This is a genomic window from Pseudomonas khavaziana, from assembly GCF_036704165.1.
Classification (GTDB): Bacteria; Pseudomonadota; Gammaproteobacteria; order Pseudomonadales; family Pseudomonadaceae; genus Aquipseudomonas; species Aquipseudomonas khavaziana.
The window spans coordinates 995,001-1,015,765 of the sequence record NZ_CP129946.1 but is presented as its reverse complement, the minus strand read 5'-3'; the positions used below and the strand labels follow the sequence as shown (position 1 = coordinate 1,015,765).

At 59.4% G+C, this 20,765-nt stretch carries 17 protein-coding genes and 2 rRNA genes (1 of these 19 only partly in view); 8 read left to right on the top strand and 11 right to left on the bottom strand.

Translation table 11 applies throughout. The annotated features are described in order from the left end of the window. Nucleotides 1–3: 3 nt before the first annotated feature. On the bottom strand, nucleotides 4–1,293 hold the full coding sequence (locus QYQ93_RS04375; RefSeq protein ID WP_217883484.1) for an MFS transporter: 1,290 nt from the start codon (nucleotides 1,291–1,293) through the stop codon (nucleotides 4–6). Between the two features lie 186 nt (nucleotides 1,294–1,479). Between QYQ93_RS04375 and QYQ93_RS04370 the strand changes: the two genes are divergently transcribed. Then, nucleotides 1,480–2,898, top strand: a complete 1,419-nt coding sequence (locus QYQ93_RS04370) for a short-chain fatty acid transporter (protein WP_338476412.1) — start codon at nucleotides 1,480–1,482, stop codon at nucleotides 2,896–2,898. Nucleotides 2,899–2,936: 38 nt separating this feature from the next. Here the strand turns inward: QYQ93_RS04370 and QYQ93_RS04365 are convergent, their stop codons facing one another. Continuing rightward, nucleotides 2,937–3,278, bottom strand: a complete 342-nt coding sequence (locus QYQ93_RS04365) for a DUF86 domain-containing protein (protein WP_338476411.1) — start codon at nucleotides 3,276–3,278, stop codon at nucleotides 2,937–2,939. Beyond that, nucleotides 3,275–3,565: a nucleotidyltransferase family protein gene (locus QYQ93_RS04360; protein WP_043050862.1), complete on the bottom strand. Its 291-nt coding sequence runs from the start codon at nucleotides 3,563–3,565 to the stop codon at nucleotides 3,275–3,277. The genes QYQ93_RS04365 and QYQ93_RS04360 overlap by 4 nt, the downstream gene beginning before the upstream one ends. 156 nt (nucleotides 3,566–3,721) lie before the next feature. Between QYQ93_RS04360 and acpA the strand changes: the two genes are divergently transcribed. From acpA to QYQ93_RS04345, 3 genes are all read left to right on the top strand, one after another. Further along, entirely contained in the window at nucleotides 3,722–5,422 is a 1,701-nt protein-coding gene (gene acpA / locus QYQ93_RS04355; protein WP_043050863.1) for an acid phosphatase, read from the top strand. Between the two features lie 119 nt (nucleotides 5,423–5,541). Next, nucleotides 5,542–6,711, top strand: coding sequence for a hypothetical protein (locus QYQ93_RS04350; RefSeq protein ID WP_338476410.1), 1,170 nt, complete (start codon nucleotides 5,542–5,544; stop codon nucleotides 6,709–6,711). Between the two features lie 139 nt (nucleotides 6,712–6,850). Continuing rightward, entirely contained in the window at nucleotides 6,851–7,375 is a 525-nt protein-coding gene (locus tag QYQ93_RS04345; RefSeq protein WP_338476409.1) for an SET domain-containing protein-lysine N-methyltransferase, read from the top strand. Here QYQ93_RS04345 and can read toward each other — a convergent pair. Further along, nucleotides 7,372–8,016 (bottom strand): carbonate dehydratase, encoded by a 645-nt coding sequence (gene can / locus QYQ93_RS04340; protein ID WP_043050866.1) that lies wholly within the window; start codon nucleotides 8,014–8,016, stop codon nucleotides 7,372–7,374. The genes QYQ93_RS04345 and can overlap by 4 nt on opposite strands. 139 nt (nucleotides 8,017–8,155) lie before the next feature. On the opposite strand from can, the gene QYQ93_RS04335 reads away from it, so the two are divergent. Beyond that, entirely contained in the window at nucleotides 8,156–8,560 is a 405-nt protein-coding gene (locus QYQ93_RS04335; protein WP_043050867.1) for a hypothetical protein, read from the top strand. A gap of 119 nt (nucleotides 8,561–8,679) precedes the next feature. Here the strand turns inward: QYQ93_RS04335 and rimI are convergent, their stop codons facing one another. Next, the gene (gene rimI / locus QYQ93_RS04330; protein WP_338476408.1) at nucleotides 8,680–9,132 is read right to left on the bottom strand and encodes a ribosomal protein S18-alanine N-acetyltransferase; all 453 of its coding nucleotides are present in this window, start codon (nucleotides 9,130–9,132) and stop codon (nucleotides 8,680–8,682) included. Further along, the gene (locus tag QYQ93_RS04325) at nucleotides 9,125–9,871 is read right to left on the bottom strand and encodes an energy transducer TonB (protein ID WP_338477235.1); all 747 of its coding nucleotides are present in this window, start codon (nucleotides 9,869–9,871) and stop codon (nucleotides 9,125–9,127) included. The genes rimI and QYQ93_RS04325 overlap by 8 nt, the downstream gene beginning before the upstream one ends. A gap of 186 nt (nucleotides 9,872–10,057) precedes the next feature. Between QYQ93_RS04325 and mksB the strand changes: the two genes are divergently transcribed. Genes mksB through mksF form a run of 3 tightly spaced genes read left to right on the top strand, consistent with a single transcriptional unit; the run spans nucleotide 10,058 to nucleotide 14,869 of the window. Continuing rightward, entirely contained in the window at nucleotides 10,058–11,335 is a 1,278-nt protein-coding gene (gene mksB, locus QYQ93_RS04320; RefSeq protein ID WP_057024816.1) for an Mks condensin complex protein MksB, read from the top strand. After that, nucleotides 11,325–12,032 (top strand): Mks condensin complex protein MksE, encoded by a 708-nt coding sequence (mksE, locus tag QYQ93_RS04315; protein WP_338476407.1) that lies wholly within the window; start codon nucleotides 11,325–11,327, stop codon nucleotides 12,030–12,032. The genes mksB and mksE overlap by 11 nt, the downstream gene beginning before the upstream one ends. Next, nucleotides 12,029–14,869, top strand: a complete 2,841-nt coding sequence (gene mksF / locus QYQ93_RS04310) for an Mks condensin complex protein MksF (RefSeq protein WP_046070817.1) — start codon at nucleotides 12,029–12,031, stop codon at nucleotides 14,867–14,869. Before mksE ends, mksF begins: the two co-directional genes overlap by 4 nt. A gap of 167 nt (nucleotides 14,870–15,036) precedes the next feature. Here mksF and QYQ93_RS04305 read toward each other — a convergent pair whose 3' ends face one another. From QYQ93_RS04305 to QYQ93_RS04285, 5 genes are all read right to left on the bottom strand, one after another. Beyond that, nucleotides 15,037–17,340: a PqiB family protein gene (locus tag QYQ93_RS04305; RefSeq protein WP_338476406.1), complete on the bottom strand. Its 2,304-nt coding sequence runs from the start codon at nucleotides 17,338–17,340 to the stop codon at nucleotides 15,037–15,039. Further along, a complete protein-coding gene (locus QYQ93_RS04300; protein ID WP_043051825.1) occupies nucleotides 17,333–17,956 on the bottom strand; it encodes a paraquat-inducible protein A in 624 nt (207 codons plus the stop codon). Before QYQ93_RS04300 ends, QYQ93_RS04305 begins: the two co-directional genes overlap by 8 nt. Next, nucleotides 17,943–18,602 (bottom strand): paraquat-inducible protein A, encoded by a 660-nt coding sequence (locus QYQ93_RS04295; RefSeq protein ID WP_217883473.1) that lies wholly within the window; start codon nucleotides 18,600–18,602, stop codon nucleotides 17,943–17,945. The genes QYQ93_RS04300 and QYQ93_RS04295 overlap by 14 nt, the downstream gene beginning before the upstream one ends. Before the next feature lie 184 nt (nucleotides 18,603–18,786). Next, a 5S ribosomal RNA gene (rrf, locus tag QYQ93_RS04290) occupies nucleotides 18,787–18,902 on the bottom strand. A 157-nt stretch (nucleotides 18,903–19,059) separates the two neighbouring features. Next, nucleotides 19,060–20,765 (bottom strand): 23S ribosomal RNA (locus tag QYQ93_RS04285) (it continues 1,186 nt past the right edge of the window).

Below are 20,765 nucleotides of genomic sequence, written 5' to 3'. Positions count from 1 at the left end.
TCTTCAGGCGGTCAAGGTGTGGCGCTTGCCAAACAACGCCACACTCGCCACCCCCACCGCCCCCATCACCACACAATACCCCACGCAGATCCACGGACTGGTCGGCATCAGCGCGATCAACAGCAAAGGCGTGGTACTCGCCCACAGCGCATAGGCGATGTTGTAGGTAAAGGAAATTCCCGACACCCGCACCTGCGCCGGAAACAGCCCGACCATCACCGACGGCACAGCGCCCACCACGCCACAGCTCAAACCTGCCACCGCGTACGCCGCGCCCAGCCATACGCCACCGCTGATCAGGCTGGCATACAGGATAAAAATCCCCACCGGCAACAGCAGACTGTAGACCAGCACCGCGCGCCAGGCGCCGATGCGGTCGACCAGCAGCCCGGCGAGGACGCAACCGATATTCAGGAAGACGATGCCCAGCGCGCTTAGGGCGAAGGTGTGGCTGGGGCTCATGCCGAAGGTTTTCTGCATCATGGTCGGAGTGATGACCACCAGCACCACCACGGCAGATGTCAGCACGCAGGTGAGGATCATCGCCGGCAACAGTACGGCGCGATGGTCGCGCAGCACGGTACGCAGCGGCAGTTCGGCGGCCGCTTGGCGGCGTGCCTGCATTTCCAGGAATACCGGGGTTTCGCTGAGCCAGCGGCGCAGCCATACGCCGATCACACCGAATACGCCGCCGAGCAGGAAAGGCAAGCGCCAGGCGTAGTCGAGGATTTCGGCGGGGGTAAAGACTTGTGCCAACAAGGTGGCGGTCAATGCGCCGAGCAGGTAGCCGAAGGTCAGGCCGGCTTGCAAAAAGCCCAGGGCATAGCCGCGGTGGTGACGCGGGGCGTGCTCGGCAACGAAAGTCCAGGCGCTGGGCACTTCACCGCCCACCGCTGCGCCTTGCAGCACGCGCAACGCCAGCAGGATCAGCGGGGCGAAATAGCCGATTTGCGCGTAGGTCGGCATGATGCCGATCAGCAGGCAGGGCAAGGCCATCATCAGGATGCTCAGGCTGAACACGCGCTTGCGCCCCAGGTGGTCGGCAAAGTGCGCCATCAGGATGCCGCCCAGCGGGCGGGCCAGGTAGCCCGTGACGAAGATGCCGAAGCTTTGCAGCAGGCGCAGCCATTCGGGCATTTCCGGAGGGAAGAACAGCTGGCTGAGGGTCAGCGCAAAGAACACGAAGATAATGAAGTCGTAGATTTCCAGGGCGCCGCCGAGGGCGGCCAAACCCAGGGTTTTGTAGTCGGAGCGGGAAAAACGCTGCGCCCGTGGGGAAATGGTGGCAGTCATGTGCAGGCTCGGCAGACAAACAAAATGGCGTGCAGGTTATGAGCTGAGCCCATTGATGGCAATCGCGACGGATATATTTGTTTTACTCATCGATCGTTGAAGATAACTACATTCCCAAATCAATGGGTGTAGAGGAACATGCCGTAAAACTGCCAAACCCCATAATAACTACAAGAGGAAAGACTCGTGGCCGATGCTATCGAAGACAGCCGCTATGCCCGATTTGCCCTGCGCTGCTCCAACTTTGCAGAGCGCTGGTTCCCGGACTCCTGGGTGTTTGCCGCCCTCGCCGTGATCATCGTCGCCGTGGCGACCCTGGGCATGGGCGCCGCCCCGGCCGAAGCGGCCAAGGCGTTCGGCGACGGGTTCTGGAGCCTGATCCCGTTCACCATGCAGATGGCCTTTGTAGTGATCGGCGGTTATGTGGTCGCCAGTTCACCGCCAGCGGTGAAGTTGATCGACCGCCTGGCGCGCATCCCCAAGAACGGCCGCTCGGCGGTGGCCTGGGTTGCATTGATTTCCATGGTGGCCTCCCTGCTCAACTGGGGGCTGTCCCTGGTGTTCGGCGGTTTGCTGGTGCGGGCCTTGGCCCGGCGTACGGATTTGCGCATGGACTACCGCGCCGCCGGGGCTGCGGCGTACCTGGGCCTGGGAGCCGTGTGGGCGTTGGGGCTGTCGTCGTCGGCCGCGCAATTACAGGCCAACCCGGCCAGCTTGCCGCCGTCGATCCTGTCGATCACGGGGATGATCCCGTTCACCGAAACCATCTTCCTATGGCAATCCGGCGTACTGTTGCTGGCACTGATCGTGGTGTCGCTGATCATCGCCTACGCCACCGCGCCTGGCCCCAGCAGCGCCCGCGATGCCAAGGCCTGCGGTGTCGACCCGGCCTTCAACCTGCCCAAGCCACAGGCTCCGACGCGCCCGGGCGAATGGCTGGAACACAGCCCGTTGCTGACCATTCTGCTGGCCTTGCTGGCGGCCGGCTGGCTGTTCCATGAATTCTCGACCAAGCCGGCGATCAGCGCCATTTCGGGGCTCAACACTTACAACTTCCTGTTCATCATGGTCGGCGCGCTGCTGCACTGGCGCCCGCGCAGCTTCCTCGATGCCGTGGCCCGTGCGGTACCGACCACCACCGGCGTGCTGATCCAGTTCCCACTGTATGGCTCGATTGCCGCGCTGATGACCGTGGTCAAGGGCGGCGACGGCCAGACCCTGGCCCACCATATCTCGACGTTCTTCACCTCCATCGCCTCCCACGACACCTATGCGCTGCTGATGGGCGTGTACTCGGCGGTGCTGGGTTTCTTCATCCCATCGGGCGGCGGCAAGTGGATCATCGAAGCGCCTTATGTGATGCAGGTGGCCAATGACCTGCAATACCACCTGGGCTGGGCAGTGCAGATCTACAACGCGGCCGAGGCGCTGCCGAACTTGATCAACCCGTTCTATATGCTGCCGCTCTTGGGGGTATTGGGGTTGAAGGCACGGGATTTGATCGGGTTTTCGTTTGTGCAGTTGCTGGTGCACACACCGTTGGTGCTGTTTTTGTTGTGGGCGTTGGGGACGACGTTAAAGTATTTGCCGCCGGTCATGCCATAAGTCACGGGGGACCGCGCCTGCTGTTACAGTAGGTGTGGTCATGGTTTTGTAGGAAGACGCGCTAATAGATCAGGCAATGCGCTCTGTATCGTGTCCCAGACAACATCAAGGTTGATATCGAAGTAACCGTGAGCGATACGGTTGCGCATCGCCCGCATATTGCGCCAAGGAATGTGTGAATGGCCCGCAGCGAAGTCCGGATACTGGTCCATGATTTTAGTCGACGCTTCACCAATTATGATCAGACTCATGATCACGGCTTGTTGTGTTCGTCTGTCCTCCAAAAAATCGTCTTTACTCAACCCCTCGACAAACGTCATAGCGTCAGTGGCCGCTTGCCCTATGTGCTCGAGATAATCCCCTAAGCGATTTTCTGTCATATAGGACGGGCCTCAGCCAACACCTTAGCGCGAAACTTCAAAGGCAAGTCGCCAGGCGTCAACAGGTCGACATTGACGCCTAACAAGTCCTCAAGCTCGACCTGCAACCCACCAAGATCAAAAAGAGTTGTTCCCGGCGGCGCATCAACCAGCAAATCAAGATCACTGCCTTCTTGGTCGGTACCCGCTAATACAGACCCAAATATTCTCGGGTTTGATATTTGGAACCGTCCAATCACCTCTCTGACAGCTGCTCGTTGTAGATCAAGTGCAGTTGAAGGTTTCACGACTCACCTCGGTGATGTGCATTAGAAACTCAGTCTAGCAGCGCTTACTCTGTGTAGACACGCCCCACCCATCACTTGTGTGTCTTCGTTCCGTCACATTCCATTGCTACCGTCCTGCGAAATATCTTGCAACATCTCGCCAAGGACTCCCCCGCAATGAGTGACGAGCACGAAGACCGCCCCTCCCCCGATTCAGCCACTCCACCGCCGGTAGACACCAGCCGCCGGCGCTTCCTTGGCGGTGCGGCGGTGTTGGGGGTCGGTGCGACCTTGAGTGCCTGCGGCAATACCAGCGAAGCACCCAGTACGCCGGTACCTCGACCACTTACGCCTCAAGAGTTGGACAAGGCGTTGCACGACCAGGTGAAGACCGTGGTGGTGGTCTATGCCGAGAACCGCAGCTTCAACAACTTGTTTGCCGATTTCCCAGGATTGGAGAAACCGCTTTCAGCGTTATCCGCCACGGACTTCCAGCAGCGTGACCGCGATGGCAGTGTACTGACCACCCTGCCCCCCACGTGGGGCGGTGTGTTGCAAGTCGGCCCGCAAACCGTGGATGGGGTGACCTATCCCAGCGAAGTGCAATTCCAGCAAAACCTGCCCAACGCGCCGTTCGCTCTCAAGGGTCCTAGCGCCGAAGACCTGCCATTGAGCCTGGTGACCCGCGACTTGTGGCATGTGTTCTATCAGAACCAGATGCAGATCAACGGCGGCAAAAACGACGGTTTTGTCGCCTGGGGCGATTCCGGTGGCCTGGTCATGGGCCATTATGCCCAGAGCCGTTATTCCTTGCGCCTGTGGGACGTGGCCAAGGAGTTTGTACTCTGCGATAACTTCTTCCAGGGCGCATTTGGTGGCTCGTTCCTGAATCATCAATACCTGATCAGCGCCACGGCGCCGTTCTATCCTGATGCCGCACAGTCGGTGGCCAAGGCACAGATCGCCACGCTGCAAAGCGATGACCCCACCAACACGCGCCTCAAGCCTTTGGACAAGTCCCCGGCCAGTGCCATGACCGGCCCGCCGCAATTCGGCCCCAGTGCGCTGACACCGGATGGTTACGGGGTGAACACCCTGGCCCCTCCGTATTGGCCCACTTGGATTCGCGACCCGGAAAATCCGGACTATTCCAAACCAGACCTGCCCAACGTACTGGTGCCGCAAACCCACGAGCACATTGGCGACAAGCTGTCGAAAAAGAACGTCGACTGGGCCTGGTACGCCGGCGCGTGGCAAGCCACTTTGGAGCAGTTCAAGGATTCCGGCGGCATCCCCAAGATTCCGAACTTCCAGTATCACCACCAGCCGTTCAACTACTTCAAGCAGCAAGGTCCGCAAAACCGCGCTGAACGTGACAAGCGCCTGCGTGACGGTGGCTTGGGCGATGAGTCGACGACCAACAAGTTCTTCGCCGATGCCCAGGCCGGCAAGCTGCCTGCCGTGAGTTTCTACAAGCCCCAGGGCAATCTGAACATGCACGCCGGTTATGCCGATATCGCCTCCGGCGACCGCCATATCGCCCGCGCCTTGAAGGTGCTGCAAGAAAGCCCGCAGTGGAAAAACATGGTAGTGGTGGTCACCGTCGATGAAAACGGTGGCTGGTGGGACCATGTGGCGCCGCCCAAGGGTGACCGCTGGGGCCCGGGCACGCGGGTGCCGGCCCTGGTGGTGTCGCCGTTTGCGCGCAAAGGCACGGTGGACCATACGGTGTATGACACGGCATCCATCCTGCGCCTGATCACCCGGGTGTTCCAATTGGAGACCCTGGACGGCCTCAAGCAGCGTGACGAAGCGATGATCGCTCGCGGCCAGCAACCCATGGGCGACCTGACCAACGCTTTGCAATTTCATCCGTAGGGGCTTATCCAATAACGACATGCCTGGCGATTTAACACGCGCATTTCCTGATCAGCCGCTACTGTGTGCAAGTGGGCTTTCATCCCGCGCAGACGGGCTTCGCTGACAAGGAACCAACTATGTTTAAACCGACCAGGCTGTCCTTCACCCTGGCCGCGCTGCTGGCGAGTGCGGTCGTACAGGCCGACATCGAGGTGCCACTGGGCAGTACGCAGCGTGTCACCCAGCTGTTTGCGTTCCCCAATAATTGCAATGTGATCTGCTTTCGGCCGTGGACGCTGGAACAGACCGCCGAGCACTATCTAAACCAGAGCCTGCAGCGTGACGGTTACAGCCGGGCCAAGGTCAGCGTGAAAACTCACGATGGCCAGGTCGCGGCGACCTTCAGCGGCGTACCGGATACCTACGGCCAATCCTTGACCTCCTTGCTCAACACTGCGGACCTGGCTTATCAAGGCGCCAGCCAACTCAATAGCGACGGCAAGTGGGCTTATAACTGGTATTTGTTCCTGCCGCTGGGCATGGCCCTGGAGAACCGCAAGAGCATTGAACTTCTGCACTTCCCACCGGATTACTCGCTTACCCAGGCCCAGGACTACCTGGAGTCGGCCACCACTGACCGCTGGGCGGCGCTGCTCACCGACAACGGTATCCCGGCCAGCGAAACGCCGGCCTACCAGACCATCATCGATATCGCCCCCATCGCGGCGCCGTCCAATGCAGGTAAAGACCTGGAAAAAGTCTATAGCTATTTCACCGATTACCAGACTCGCATGGTCAAGGAACTGAGCCTGCGCGCCAACGGCTCGCTGCCGATGGTGGCATTCGGCGCGCCGGTGCGCAGCTGGATCAAGCAACAATACGGCCAGAATGTGGGCGTGCTGGAACTGGCACAAATCAGCCCGGCAGCCGGCAAAAACGTATCCGTGCTGGGCGCCAACCACCCCAGCTACATCTGGTATGCGGCGGACCCGGCAAGCTATGACGGCGATGAACAAAAGGCCGACGACGCCGGGTTGAAAGTGATGGGCCAGGATTTGAGCGCAGCCTGCTGGCAGGCCGGCATGGGCCAGAAACCCGCCAGCGATGCGAACGTGTTGCTCAAGGCGTGCATGAACACCTGGCAAGTCACACGCAAGGAGCAGACCTGTGAGTTGTTCTACACCTCGGTGCGCCACCTGACGCCGGAGCAGGCCAATGCCAAGTGCGCTACACCGTCTATCAAAGCGCAGTTGAAACAGCTGAAAAATGTCGCCCCAGTGCCCACTATCATGGCGCCTGTGCTTTAACGCGAACAAACCGTCTCTACTGTCAAGATTGACAGTAGATATCGGGTCCAACTTCGGCGAATCTTGGGCCGCGCCCATTTGCTGCAAGACTGGCATTCAGGTAACACCCGCAGGTCCATGCAGCCCGTTCAGGAAAGTGATGAAAACTCAAGCCATGGATAAGGCTAAAACCGCGGTGAGCAGCTGCCTGTATCCCTTCAAGACGCTGCTCGTGGAGCAAGGATACCCCTCCACCGAGCACTTCCAGATCAAGCGAGGCGCCCATGGGAAGACGGCCGGTGTCATGGCGCGCATTGCCTTTGACAGCCGCGTGCGAATTGCACAGGTTTCAGGCTACGCCGTCAGCGACCGACGCACGCATACGCTGCAGCTATCGCCGCGTATTCATTTGTACGATTGTTGGTTCTGCGGCCTGCTGCAGCACTCCTGCAACCCGAACGTGTTCCTGGACACCACGTACCTGGAGCTATGGACGGTGCAAGCCATCCCCGCCGGCAGCCTGCTGACCCTGGACTACGCCATGACCGAAGACGCGCTGGCCCGACAGTTCGCTTGCCATTGCGGCGAGCTGAACTGCCGGGGTTGGATCACCGGCAGCAAGGAGGCACTGAACGCCGAAGGCCAGGTTTTCATGGCCTGGTGGCGCGAACACAAGCGGCCTTAGGCTTCGCCCAGCGGACGCAGGCGGTACTGCGGCGGGAGCTGCTCGAAACCACTGATGGTGGTGTTCAAGCTCTTCCAGCGGCCATCCTTGATGCCATAGATGCAGCCATGGATCGACAGGCTCTGCCCACGGTGCCAGGCATTTTGCACAATGCTGGTGTGGCCGACATTGGCCACCTGCTGGATCACATTGAGTTCGCACATACGGTCAACACGTTCTTCTTCCGTCGGCAACTGAGCGATCAAGTCGCGATTCTCATAGTAGAGATCGCGAATAGTGCGCAGCCAGCCGTCGATCAGGCCGAACTGGCGGTCCTGCATCGATGCACGCACGCCGCCACAGCCATAGTGGCCGGTAACGAGGATGTGCTTGACCTTGAGCACGTCGACGGCGTACTGGATCACCGACAGGCAATTGAGGTCGGTATGCAGCACCACGTTGGCGACGTTGCGGTGCACGAACAGGTCACCTGGCAACATGCCGACGATCTCGTTGGCCGGTACACGGGCATCGGAACAGCCGATCCACAAGTATTCCGGGGTCTGCTGGCGGGCGAGCTTGGCGAAGAATTCGGGATCTTCCTGTTTGATCGCATCCGCCCAGCGTTCGTTGTTATCAAGCAGGTCTTGTAGTTCGTTCATCAGGGAAAGCCTCAGGAATGATGCGCAGTTTTGTGACTGACAACCCCTCGTCCAGGTCACGCCGAGTGTTAATTAGCTTGAATCTTTAGGGAGCCACGCCTGTCCACACACTATAAGCCCCACAGTATGAGGATTGGCCATGACTGAATCACGACGTCCCTACGGCGCAACGCAGCCGGAACCTATTGACGACAACGAAGACCGCATGGGTGAGATGCGCGAGCTGGATTTTGACCAGCAAGACCAGACCGCAGAAATCGGCGACGAGTTGCCACGCCGTGAGCGCGATCTTTTAATGCCCGATGAACGGGTGCGCGAAGCCGGGCTGACCGGGGCTTCGACGGATGATCATGAATCGACCGATGATGATATGAGTCCGGAGACCCTGATCCATGAAGATGGCGCGCGGGATGCCCGAGAAGCAGGTGAAGATGACCCGGCGGATTTTGACCTGAGTATCGTCGACGAGGATGAAATAGGCGGAGGCAATGGCCTGGATGAGGCCGAGCTGGCCGATATTGACCCTGTAGACGGTAACCGCTGAAAAAACGCGGTTCAACATGTGGGAGGGGGCTTGCTCCCGATGGCGGTGTGTCAGGCACTTAATAAGTCTCTGCCCCACTGCTATCGGGAGCAAGCCCCCTCCCACATTGGTCTGTTTGTTCAGTCGACGAGGGTGCAGGCCATGACGACAGCATCCTCGCGGCCACCGACAGCCGGGTAATAATCCCGGCGGCGACCGATCTCGTTGAAGCCATAGCGTTCATACAACTGGAACGCTCCAGTATTGCTATCACGCACTTCCAGGAAACACTCCCGGGCGTTGGCGGCATAGGCACGGGACATCAGGTGTTCCAGCAGCGCCAAACCCAATCCGCGCCCCTGGTTTTCCGGTTTAACGGTGATGTTCAGCAGGTGCGCTTCATCGAGAATGATCTGCACCACCCCATGTCCCACCTGCTGCTCGCCTTCGAACATCAGCCAGATCTGGTACTTGCCCAGCCCGTCGAGAAAGATCCCCCGGGTCCAGGGGTGGCTGAACGCCGCATATTCGATTTTCAGCACGGCGTCGAGGTCGGCCTCGGTCATCGGGCGGAAGGATAAAGCCTCACTCATCAGTTGTTTTCCAGCGCGCCATCAGCCGGCGCATGGCTTGCCAGACATCAGCCTTACGCTGTGGCTCTTCCATTAATAATTCCAGGCCCGGCAGGGCCCACACCGAGCCCAGGCTGTCGACCTGCAGTTCGCGGTACCAGGCCTCGGCATTGGCCTCGCCGGCAAACCGCACGGCGGGCAGGCCGATCAGCCATAGGCACACGCAGGGTTCGTCTTCCAGGCGCGCCGAGACAAAACCCTGGACGAAATCCCGTGCAGCCTCTGGGCCCTGGTCCATAGTGCCGCGCACCAGCAGCGGCCAGCGCACCGGCTCACCGATGATTTGCGGGCTGTCGGGCAGGCCGGCTGCGCGCAGCATGTCCTTGAGCAGAAGGTAGGCCGGGTCGCGTGACTGGAAACGCTCGCCGGTGGGCAGTTCCACCAGCAAGAGGCAACGCCCGGCCCGCAGCAATTGCAAGGCAAAGCGTGGCGGCGGCACTATCGGCGCCTTGACTATCGGCGCTGCCTCTTCGGCGACCTTGACCGCCTTGGTCACCGGCGAAGGGCGTGGCACTTCGATCTTGGCCCGTTCGACTGCAGGGCGCGTCTCGGGGGCCGGTTTGACCACTGCCACGGGCGCGGCCGCTTCCTCTCCCGAAGTCTCGAACACCTCATAGGGTTCGAGCGCCTGCAACAACTCGGGCCGCGACGGCGCGGCAAACGGCAGTTCGGTGCGGGGCAGCCAGTTGACCACCTGCATGGCGGTCAAGTAAGCGCGACGTCGGGACTCGATAAGCACAGCTCGGCCACTTGTGGATAAGTAAAGAACGGGATTCTACCGCTGTTCGGTCACAATCGCCCACTGCGCACTGACCGGCTGTGGATAAATCCCGCGCCTGATGCAGTACAATCGCGACTTTTAATCGCCAACCAGCCGGCCATTCCCATGATCGAACCCAAGCGCGTCCTGCGCGCCCTCGCCGAACACTGGGCCTTACTCGAGCCTCTGTGCGAACACTTCGACCAAGGCACACTGAGCCTTGCCGAGCTGCGCGCACAATTGGCCGCCCAACAACTGGACAGCACGCCCCAGGACATCACCAGCCTGCTGGACGTGTGGATTCGCCTGGATATCCTGGTGCCTGTGGCCAAGAGCCCGAACCGTTTCGAGCTCAACGCGCAGATCCACGATTTCCTGGCTTATCTGCGCAAGGAGCACCGGCTTGGCCTGTGCCTGGAAATCGAAGCCTACCTGCGCCACCTCGAGCGTCTGGCCGGTTATATCCAGGACGCCTTCGACATCCGCGACGGCCACGACCTGGCACGGCAACTGCGCCTGCTGGACATGCGCGTACGCGATGTGCTGAAAAAACTCGCCAACGACGAACAGGCCCTCGCCGCCGTGGCCGACCGCGCCAAGACCAGCGACCGCCAGATTCCATTGCGCCAGCGGTACGCAGAGGTCTTGGCGACCTGGGACGAATACGTCGAGCCGATGATCCAGCTGGTGAATGCCGACGGCGCCTTCGAGCAAGGTGTGCGCAAGGTCGAGAACGTGCTGCTGCGCATGCTTACCGAGCAACAGCGTCTCGGCCACCTGGTGGACGACGACATGCTGCTGCGCACCCACGCGCGCATCCTCGAAATGCAGACCAGCGCCCAGTTGACCTTGCGTCATGCACGGGAGCTGCTGTTGCCGCTGCGCGAAGAAGCACGCCGGCACAACGCCGTGACCCGTGGCGCGGCACTGGCCCTGTCGGCGATTCGCCGCAAAGGCCTGGACGCGGTGCCGCAGGCTGCGATGCCGATGTTTACCCGGCCACAAAGCACCTTCCTGGGCAGTGCCAGCCAGGTCGAGGCTTATGTGTATGCCTTGGCGAATTTCGAACCGAAACCGGCGCGTTTCCCCAAGGCGCACAAATCCCACAAGGGCGAAGCCCAACGCGCGCCGCGTACGGTCAAGGAAATGCTCGAGCGCTGCGAAGACGCACTGCCGATGCCCGACCTGATGACCTGGCTGCTGGAGCAGGAACCGGACGGCGCCACCGACGAATTGCTGTACTGGTTTTCGCGCCTGTCCCGGGAAAAACGCTTCAAGCGCGAACGCCTGGAACGCCGCGATTATCACACCCACGAGCACCAGGTCAGCCTGCGCTCCTTCGCCCTGCTCCCGGCCGGCAGCGACGCCACCGAGAATTCTGCGAGCACGCCTTATGCATCTTGATCTATCCGAACTGTCCCAGCTGGCGCCGATCTTTCGCGAGCTGTTCAAGGGTTACCACGTCAGCCGCCGTGATCCGGAGCTGTACGCGCAACTGTCGAACTTCCAGGACCAGTACCGCACGCTATTCAAGGCCCTGGGCTTCGAGCTGGTCTGCGATACCCGCGGTTTCTATTACTTCGTGCCGGACTCCGCCATTGCCAGCGCGCAGGTCAACAAGACTGCCCAGCGCCTGGCTTTGTTTACCTTCATCCTCGTCGAGCATCTTGCCGACCAGGGCCGCGACCCGATTGCCGTGCTCGACGGCGGCAGCCTGGGCCGCGATGAATTGCCTTCACTGCTGGAGAAATACCGCGACCTGTTTATCCAGGCCGAGGTGCAGACCCAGGAAGAGCTCGAAGAAAAAATCATGCGCCGCATGACCCAACTGGGTTTTGCCAGCGAAGACAATGGCATTTACCGCTTCCTGCCGCCGATGCACCGTTTCCTCGACGTGTGCCTCTCCGTGCAGCAAGACCGCGATCTCGCTGCCAGCGTACACAGCGTATTGCCGCTGCCGGCACCGGTGATTATCGACGAAGACAGCGATGAGAAACTGCTGAAGACCGATGACCCGCTGGACCTGAGCGCCTTCACTGAAGAAAGCGAAGAAGACACCCTGGCCCGTGCCATTGCCGAAGAACAGGAGACCGACGCATGAGTAAGGAACGCTACGGCATCCGCCGCTTCGCCCTATTGAACACCGCCGGTTACAGCCTGGGCTTGTTCCCGCTGGAAGAGCCGCTGTCGGTGTATGGCGCCAACAACCTGGGTAAATCCGCCTCGATCAATGCCTTGCAGTTCCCGATCCTGGCGCGCATGTCGGACATGAGTTTTGGCAAATACACCCTGGAACAATCGCGGCGCTTCTACTTTGCCACCGACACCAGCTACATCCTGGTGGAGGTCTCCCTGCCCCACGGCCCGCACGTCATCGGCGTGGTCGGGCGTGGGCCAGGCGGCGGTTTCGGTCACCAGTTCTTTGCCTATGCCGGCAAGCTGGACCTGGCCCATTACCAGAAAAACGACACCTGCCTGCGTCAGAAAGAACTGTTCACCAACCTTGAGCGCGAAGGGCTCAAAGCCTACGAACTCAAGCCTGATGAACTGCGGCGCTTGCTGGTGGGCGGCCATACGTCGATCCCGTTGGACCTGACCCTGATCCCGCTGCGCTCCACCAGCGAACAGAGCCTGAAGACCTTCCGTGCGCTGTTTATCAACCTGTTGCACATGCGCGAAATCACGGCGGCCAAGCTCAAGCAACTGTTCCTTGATGCCTTCGAGCACAGCCTGCGTTCCGGCAGTGTCGACTACATCGCAGCGTGCGAAGAAGCCTTCCGCGATGTGCGACGCATGGAGCAGGACTACAACTCGCTGGTGGCTGCCGGGCCGTTGGTTGAAGCCTTGGCCAATGGCGTGAAACAACGCGACGCCTTGCGCGGCAAACTGCATCGCCTGTCGCCGCTGCTGGATTCATTGCTGGGCACCTGGTCGGACTACGCCAGTGCGCGCAAGGAAGAGCTGACCATCCAGGCCGAACACTACCGCAACGAACAGGATGCGCTGCAGAACGACCAGCGCGGCGGCACCCAGGAACTGATGCGCCTGGAACGGGAAATCAGTGGCATCCAGCGCTGGTTGGGCGAATTGTCGGTGCTCAAGCATCGCTTCGCGCTGGTGAATGACGTCAAGGTGCTGGAGCAGCAATTGCTGGCCGCTAAGGATGCCCACGATGAACTGGCGGGCGCCTTGGCGCAGTCGCGGCAGTTCAGCGCCGAGGATCTGGACGAACGTCTGCGCGACCTGGAAAAACGCTTGAAGTCCGTCAAGCAGCAGCTTGATCACGCCGACAACAACAGCTACGCCAAGCTGCGCGAAGAATTCTCGCAGCAGGATGTCGAGCGCCTGATGCGCCTGTTCAACAGTTCGTTGTTCAGCCTGCCGCTGGGTGAACATGGCATCACGCTGGACGAGGACGGCCAGTGGGTCAAATCCCTGGAACAGATCCTCGATGGTTTCAAGGGCGAGCGCTTTGAAGTGCCGGGGCTGTCCATCGATATCTCGCACATCGAGCCTCCGGCCTTGCAGGCCCTGGCGGATCGCGCCGCGTTGCGTGACCAGAAAGAACGCCTGGAAAAAGAACTCAAGCAACTGAAAACCCAGCAGGCCGTGGCGTCCGACCGCGCCGCGAGCAAGACCCAGACCGAAGCGCTGTACCAGCAGGTGCTGGACGCGCAGAAGGCCCTGGAAGACTTCCGCCGCACCCAGACCCTGAGTGCCGAGGAAGGCGAGAAACTCGAACAACTGGCGCAGATGGAAGCCGCCCAGGACGAGTTGAAGCGCTCCAGCGATGCGTTTACCGAGCGCGTGCAGCAACTGTCGGCCAAGCTGCAATTGGTCGGCCGCCAGATCGGCGACATGGAAGCCAAGCAACGTACGCTGGATGACGCGCTGCGTCGTCGTCAGCTGTTGCCGGCAGACCTGCCGTTCGGCACACCGTTCATGGACCCTGTCGACGATTCCATGGACAACCTGCTGCCGCTACTCAATGACTATCAGGACAGCTGGCAGGGCTTGCTGCGCGCCGATGGCCAGATCGAAGCGCTGTATGCCCAGGTACGCCTCAAGGGGGTGGCCAAGTTCGACAGTGAGGATGACGTCGAACGTCGCCTGCAACTGCTGATCAACGCCTATGCGCACCGTACCGACGAGGCGCTGACCCTCGGCAAGGCACGGCGTGCGGCGGTCACCGATATTGCTCGGACCCTGCGCAACATCCGCAGCGACTACGACAGCCTGGAACACCAGCTGGCGCTGTTCAACCGCGAGATCAACAAGCGCCAGGTCTCCAACCTGCAAAGCTTCCGCATCGTGCTGGCACCGAATAAGGAAGCCCTCAAGCATATCGACCAGATCATTCACAGTGCCGGCCAGTATGAAGAAGGCGAGACGCTGTCGGTGTTCGACCTCAGCCAGAGCGCCGAGCAGGACAACAAGAACGAAGAGGCCAAGGAATACCTGGCACGCCTGGTGGCTGCCAATCATAACCAGTTGGGCCTCAAGGACCTGTTCGAGCTGGCGTTCGAGATCACCAAGGTGCATGGCCAGCCGGTAATTCATACCGACATCGACGGTGCGGCTTCCAACGGCACCACCATGACCATCAAGGCGCTGACCAACATGTACTTGTTGTTGCACCTGATGGACCGCGACCAGGCCGGCCGCGTGCGTTTGCCGTACTACCTCGACGAAGCGGCGGACATCGATGAGAAGAACCAGGCGGCATTGCTGGAAACCAGCCTGCAACTGGGCTTCGTGCCGATCCTGGCGAGTGTGAAGCCGCAGGTGTCCGCCCAGGTGGCGATCGACCTCGAAGGCGGCAGCGGGCCGAACGGAATCTACATCGATGAGGCGGACTGGAAGTACATCCGTCGCCATGATGTGGTGAAGGCGACGGTGAATGTGCAGGCGGACGAGCCGGAGCTGGATGAGGTCTGACGTGTTGCGCTGAAATGCAAAAAGGCCGCGATCTTATGGATCGCGGCCTTTTTTAGCTTTGCAGTGATTTTGAGGGCCTCATCGGGGGCAAGCCCCCTCTCACACTCTGATTTGTGAATACAGGCAAAATGTGGGAGGGGGCTTGCCCCCGATGGCCGCGCCTCGGTCTATTTGCCCAGCGGGATCTTAGGCGCCCACGTCAGCCACTCATCTTCAAACTTGTCGAACAGTGGGAACGTCTGCTGCGGCCGTGCGGGGTTGCCCATGCGCTCGCCATCAGGCGTGGCAAAGGCGATCCCGCCGGCCACCAACGTCTCCAAGGACTCGGTGCGCACCGTCGCACCTTTGAACAGGCCGAAGTCGAGCCCGAAGCCGCTGGTGTTCCAGAAGCGGCTGCCACTGCGTACCAGTGGCGCGTATTTGGGTTCGATCAGGATGTGCACCAGCACACGGTCGGCGGTTTGGCCCAACTCATAGCCGGTAACTTTGCCCACGGTGACTTCACGGTAGGTGACCGGCACGCCTTCCTTCAACGAACCACGGCGAGCGGCGCTGAGTGTCAGGCTCAGGCCCGCTGCCTGATGCACTGCTTCAGGTGGCTGGGCCAGGGCGACAAAACTCTTCTGCGGGCCGGCATTTTTCGTCGCCGGTTGCACCTCGATGTATTGGCCGGTGACCAGGGTTTCCAGGTTGGCCGTCTTCATCAGCCCCAGTTCAGGCTTGACCACCCAGAACTGGCTACCAGAACGAGCGATGCGATCCGCTACCTGGGTGATACGCGCTTTGAGCAGCACCGATTGCATGTCCGCACTGAGATCGACGCTCTCGATCTTGCCCACATCCAGGCCCTTGAAGCGTACCGGCGTGCCTGGGCTCAGGCCGTCGGCGCGGTCGACCTTGATGGTCACCAGGGTCCCGTGCTGGTTGGCGGCCTCACGGTCAGCAAACAGACGGAAGCGCGGGATGCGGCGTTTGAGCGGCACATTCGGTTCCGGCGTTTCGAAGGCAATACCACCCGCCATCAGGCTGGCCAGGGACTCACTCTTGACCTGGATGCCGCCGGTCAGCCCGCCGGTGAGGGTAACGCCGCTGGCATTCCAGAAACGTGTGGAGCCGTTGACCAGGTTTTCATATTCTTTCTCGATATGAACACCGATCACCAGTTGCTTCTTCTTGCGTGAAAACTGGTAGCTCTGCACCGAGCCGACCTTGACCTGTTTGTACAGGATCGGGCTGCCGACATCCAGCGAGCCCAGGCTGTCGGTAAGCAACACCATATGCAGACCTGGGGAGCGCAGGTCCAACGGCGGCGCCTTGGCACGAGCCACGTATTCCCGCTGGGGCGGCGTACCTTTGTCACCCGGACGGATGGCGATGTAGTTGCCTTTGACCAGTGCCTCCAGGCCAGTGATACCAGCCAGGGAGATGGACGGCTTGACCACCCAGAATTGCGTGTCCTGAACCAGGTAGTCTTCGGCCAGTGGGTCGAGGGTCAACTCGGCGCTGGCGCTGGACAGGTCCGGGTCGATCTTCAAGGTTTTCAGGCTGCCGACCTGAATGCCCTTGTACATGACCGGAGTCCGGCCGGCTTGCAGGCCTTCGAAGTCGGTGAGCTTGACCTTGACCTTGATACCCGCTGCGGCAGCATCGAAATCTTCGTATAGGCGGAACGGCAGGCTCGGGTCGGTGGGCGGGCTGTCTTTGCGATTCTCCGGCGTGGCGAAGGCGATACCGCCGGCGACAATGCTGGACAGCGATTCGCTGCGCACTTTCACCCCGGAGAGGTTGGCGTCGATGCTGATGCCGCTGGCGTTCCAGAAGCGCGTGTGTTTGCGCACGAGATTGGCGTAGGTCGGTTCGATGTAGACCTTGATCTCAACAGTGCTCTGGTCTTCAGACAGCAGGTAGCTTTTGACCTGGCCGACCTGGATCTGCTTGTAGAACACCGGGCTGCCGCGGTTCAGCGAGCCCAGGCGGTCGGCCTTGAGGGTCAGGTGCAAGCCGGGCTTGGCATCGGATAACGGCGGTTCTTCGGAGAGTGCCTTGAATTTGCGCGTGGGCTCGCCATCGCCTGGGCTGGCTGCGATGTAGTTACCCGAGACAAGGGTCTCCAGGCCAGTGATGCCGGCCAGGCTGACGCTGGGCTTGACCAGCCAGAAGCGGGTGTTGGTCTTGAGGTATTGCTCGACATCCTTATTCATCTCGATGGTAGCAATCACCCCGCGATTGCTGCCCTCGTCATCCAGGGCCAAGGCTTTGACCTTGCCTACGGTCATGCCTTTGTAGACCACTTCGGTTTTGTTGACCTGGATACCTTCGCCGCTCTCGAAGCGAACCTGGATCTCGATGCCTTGCTGGGAATAGGCACGCCATCCCAGCCAGCCGCCGATGATCAGGGCAATCAGGGGCAACACCCAAATGGCCGACCAATTGGAGGCTGGGCGGGTTTTAGCTTTAGGCAATTCACTCATGGTCGTCGTCCGACTCCGTGTTATCCCAAATCAGTCGGGGATCGAAAGTTACTGCGGCAAGCATCGTCAAGATCACCACACTGGCGAATGCTGCAGCACCGAGATTGGCCTCGACACTGGCAAGTCGCCCAAAGTTAACGACCGCCACCAGGATGGCGATCACGAAGATATCCAGCATGGACCAGCGGCCAATGAATTCGATAAAGCGGTACATCACAATGCGTTGTTGCGCGGACAGCGGTTGGTGACGCTGCACCGAGAACAGTAGCAGGCCGATGCCTACCAACTTGAACGTCGGCACCAGGATACTGGCGATGAATACCACGGCGGCGATGGGAAACATCCCGTGCTGCACCAGCTGGATCACACCGGCCATGATGGTACTGGGATCGCCTTGGCCGAGGGAGTTCACGGTCATGATTGGTAACAAGTTGGCGGGGATATATAGAATCGCCGCGGTTACCAGTAATGCCCAAGTACGTGTAAGGCTGTTGGGACGCCGCGCATGGATCAACGCACCGCAACGGGTGCAGAGTTGCTCGTCGGCATCCGCTTCTTGTTTGTTCAATTCATGGCATTCGGTACACACCAGAATGCCTGCATCAATCGCCCGCATGATCATCCTCTCCTGAGAGTGCTCGCCAGACCTGGTGGGGCGACATCACCACCTCCAGCAGTACTTGAACCATTAATAGACTGATGAAACAGGCCAGGCCCAGGCCCACCGTAATAGAAGCCATGTCGGCAAGTTTTACGATTGCCACGAGCACGCCCATCAAGTAGACCTCCAACATCCCCCAATCCTTCATGTGGTGGTAGATGCGGTACAGCAGCAGCCCATAGCTGCGGCCGGTCCTCCAGCGAATGCTGAGCAGCACGGCTAATTGGCAGAGCAGCTTGAGCAAGGGAATGCCCATGCTGCACAGGAACACCACTACGGCAACGCTTTGCATGCCGGAATCGAACAGGCCGACGACGCCGCTCCATACAGTGTCCTCTGAGGTCTGTCCGAGCAGATTGAGCTGCATGATGGGCAAAAAGTTCGCAGGGACGTACAGCAGTAGGGCTGCGAGCACCAAGGCCAGGCTTCGCTCGACGACATTGTGGCGATGAGCGTACAGCTCGTAACCACAACGCGGGCATTGGGCTTTTTCGCCGCGGGCGAGCGTTGGCTTGCGCATCAGCAAGTCGCACTCATGGCATGCCACCAGGTCGTCCAGTGGTAAGTCTGACGCCTCAATGGCATCAACCGGATCGGGCATAGATAGGGCTCTGACTCTAAAAATGGTTAGGTGGCTATTCTAGTGGTCTGGTTCAGAAATAACTGTGCAATTTTGTCGGGGCTGGGTGGGAGGGAATGTCAGGCGTGCGCAGACATCGTGGACACTTTCCGAGCGCCCAAAACAAAACCCCAACTGCTTTCGCAATTGGGGTTTCGGAATTTAATCTTGACGATGACCTACTCTCACATGGGGAAACCCCACACTACCATCGGCGATGCATCGTTTCACTACTGAGTTCGGGATGGGATCAGGTGGTTCCAATGCTCTATGGTCGTCAAGAAATTCGGGTACTGAGTCGTGACCAGTTGGCCTCGCTTCAGCAAATTGGGTATGTGACAGCTGTCGGTGTTTTGTGAGCGTCGAACTTTCGGTTCATTGCGTCTTCACACACCGCAATCTGATGCTCGTTAGAGTAGTCAAATTGCTTGGGTGTTATATGGTCAAGCCTCACGGGCAATTAGTATTGGTTAGCTCAACGCCTCACAGCGCTTACACACCCAACCTATCAACGTCGTAGTCTTCGACGGCCCTTCAGGGGACTCAAGGTCCCAGTGAGATCTCATCTTGAGGCTAGTTTCCCGCTTAGATGCTTTCAGCGGTTATCTATTCCGAACATAGCTACCCGGCAATGCCACTGGCGTGACAACCGGAACACCAGAGGTTCGTCCACTCCGGTCCTCTCGTACTAGGAGCAGCCCCTCTCAAATCTCAAACGTCCACGGCAGATAGGGACCGAACTGTCTCACGACGTTCTAAACCCAGCTCGCGTACCACTTTAAATGGCGAACAGCCATACCCTTGGGACCGGCTTCAGCCCCAGGATGTGATGAGCCGACATCGAGGTGCCAAACACCGCCGTCGATATGAACTCTTGGGCGGTATCAGCCTGTTATCCCCGGAGTACCTTTTATCCGTTGAGCGATGGCCCTTCCATACAGAACCACCGGATCACTAAGACCTACTTTCGTACCTGCTCGACGTGTCTGTCTCGCAGTCAAGCGCGCTTTTGCCTTTATACTCTACGACCGATTTCCGACCGGTCTGAGCGCACCTTCGTACTCCTCCGTTACTCTTTAGGAGGAGACCGCCCCAGTCAAACTACCCACCATACACTGTCCTCGATCCGGATAACGGACCTGAGTTAGAACCTCAAAGTTGCCAGGGTGGTATTTCAAGGTTGGCTCCACGCAGACTGGCGTCCACGCTTCAAAGCCTCCCACCTATCCTACACAAGCAAATTCAAAGTCCAGTGCAAAGCTATAGTAAAGGTTCACGGGGTCTTTCCGTCTAGCCGCGGATACACTGCATCTTCACAGCGATTTCAATTTCACTGAGTCTCGGGTGGAGACAGCGCCGCCATCGTTACGCCATTCGTGCAGGTCGGAACTTACCCGACAAGGAATTTCGCTACCTTAGGACCGTTATAGTTACGGCCGCCGTTTACCGGGGCTTCGATCAAGAGCTTCGCGTTAGCTAACCCCATCAATTAACCTTCCGGCACCGGGCAGGCGTCACACCCTATACGTCCACTTTCGTGTTTGCAGAGTGCTGTGTTTTTAATAAACAGTCGCAGCGGCCTGGTATCTTCGACCGGCATGAGCTTACGGAGCAAGTCCTTCACCCTCACCGGCGCACCTTCTCCCGAAGTTACGGTGCCATTTTGCCTAGTTCCTTCACCCGAGTTCTCTCAAGCGCCTTGGTATTCTCTACCCAACCACCTGTGTCGGTTTGGGGTACGGTTCCTGGTTACCTGAAGCTTAGAAGCTTTTCTTGGAAGCATGGCATCAACCACTTCGTCATCTAAAAGATGACTCGTCATCAGCTCTCGGCCTTAGAATCCCGGATTTACCTAAGATTCCAGCCTACCACCTTAAACTTGGACAACCAACGCCAAGCTGGCCTAGCCTTCTCCGTCCCTCCATCGCAATAACCAGAAGTACAGGAATATTAACCTGTTTTCCATCGACTACGCTTTTCAGCCTCGCCTTAGGGACCGACTAACCCTGCGTCGATTAACGTTGCGCAGGAAACCTTGGTCTTTCGGCGTGGGTGTTTTTCACACCCATTGTCGTTACTCATGTCAGCATTCGCACTTCTGATACCTCCAGCAAGCTTCTCAACTCACCTTCACAGGCTTACAGA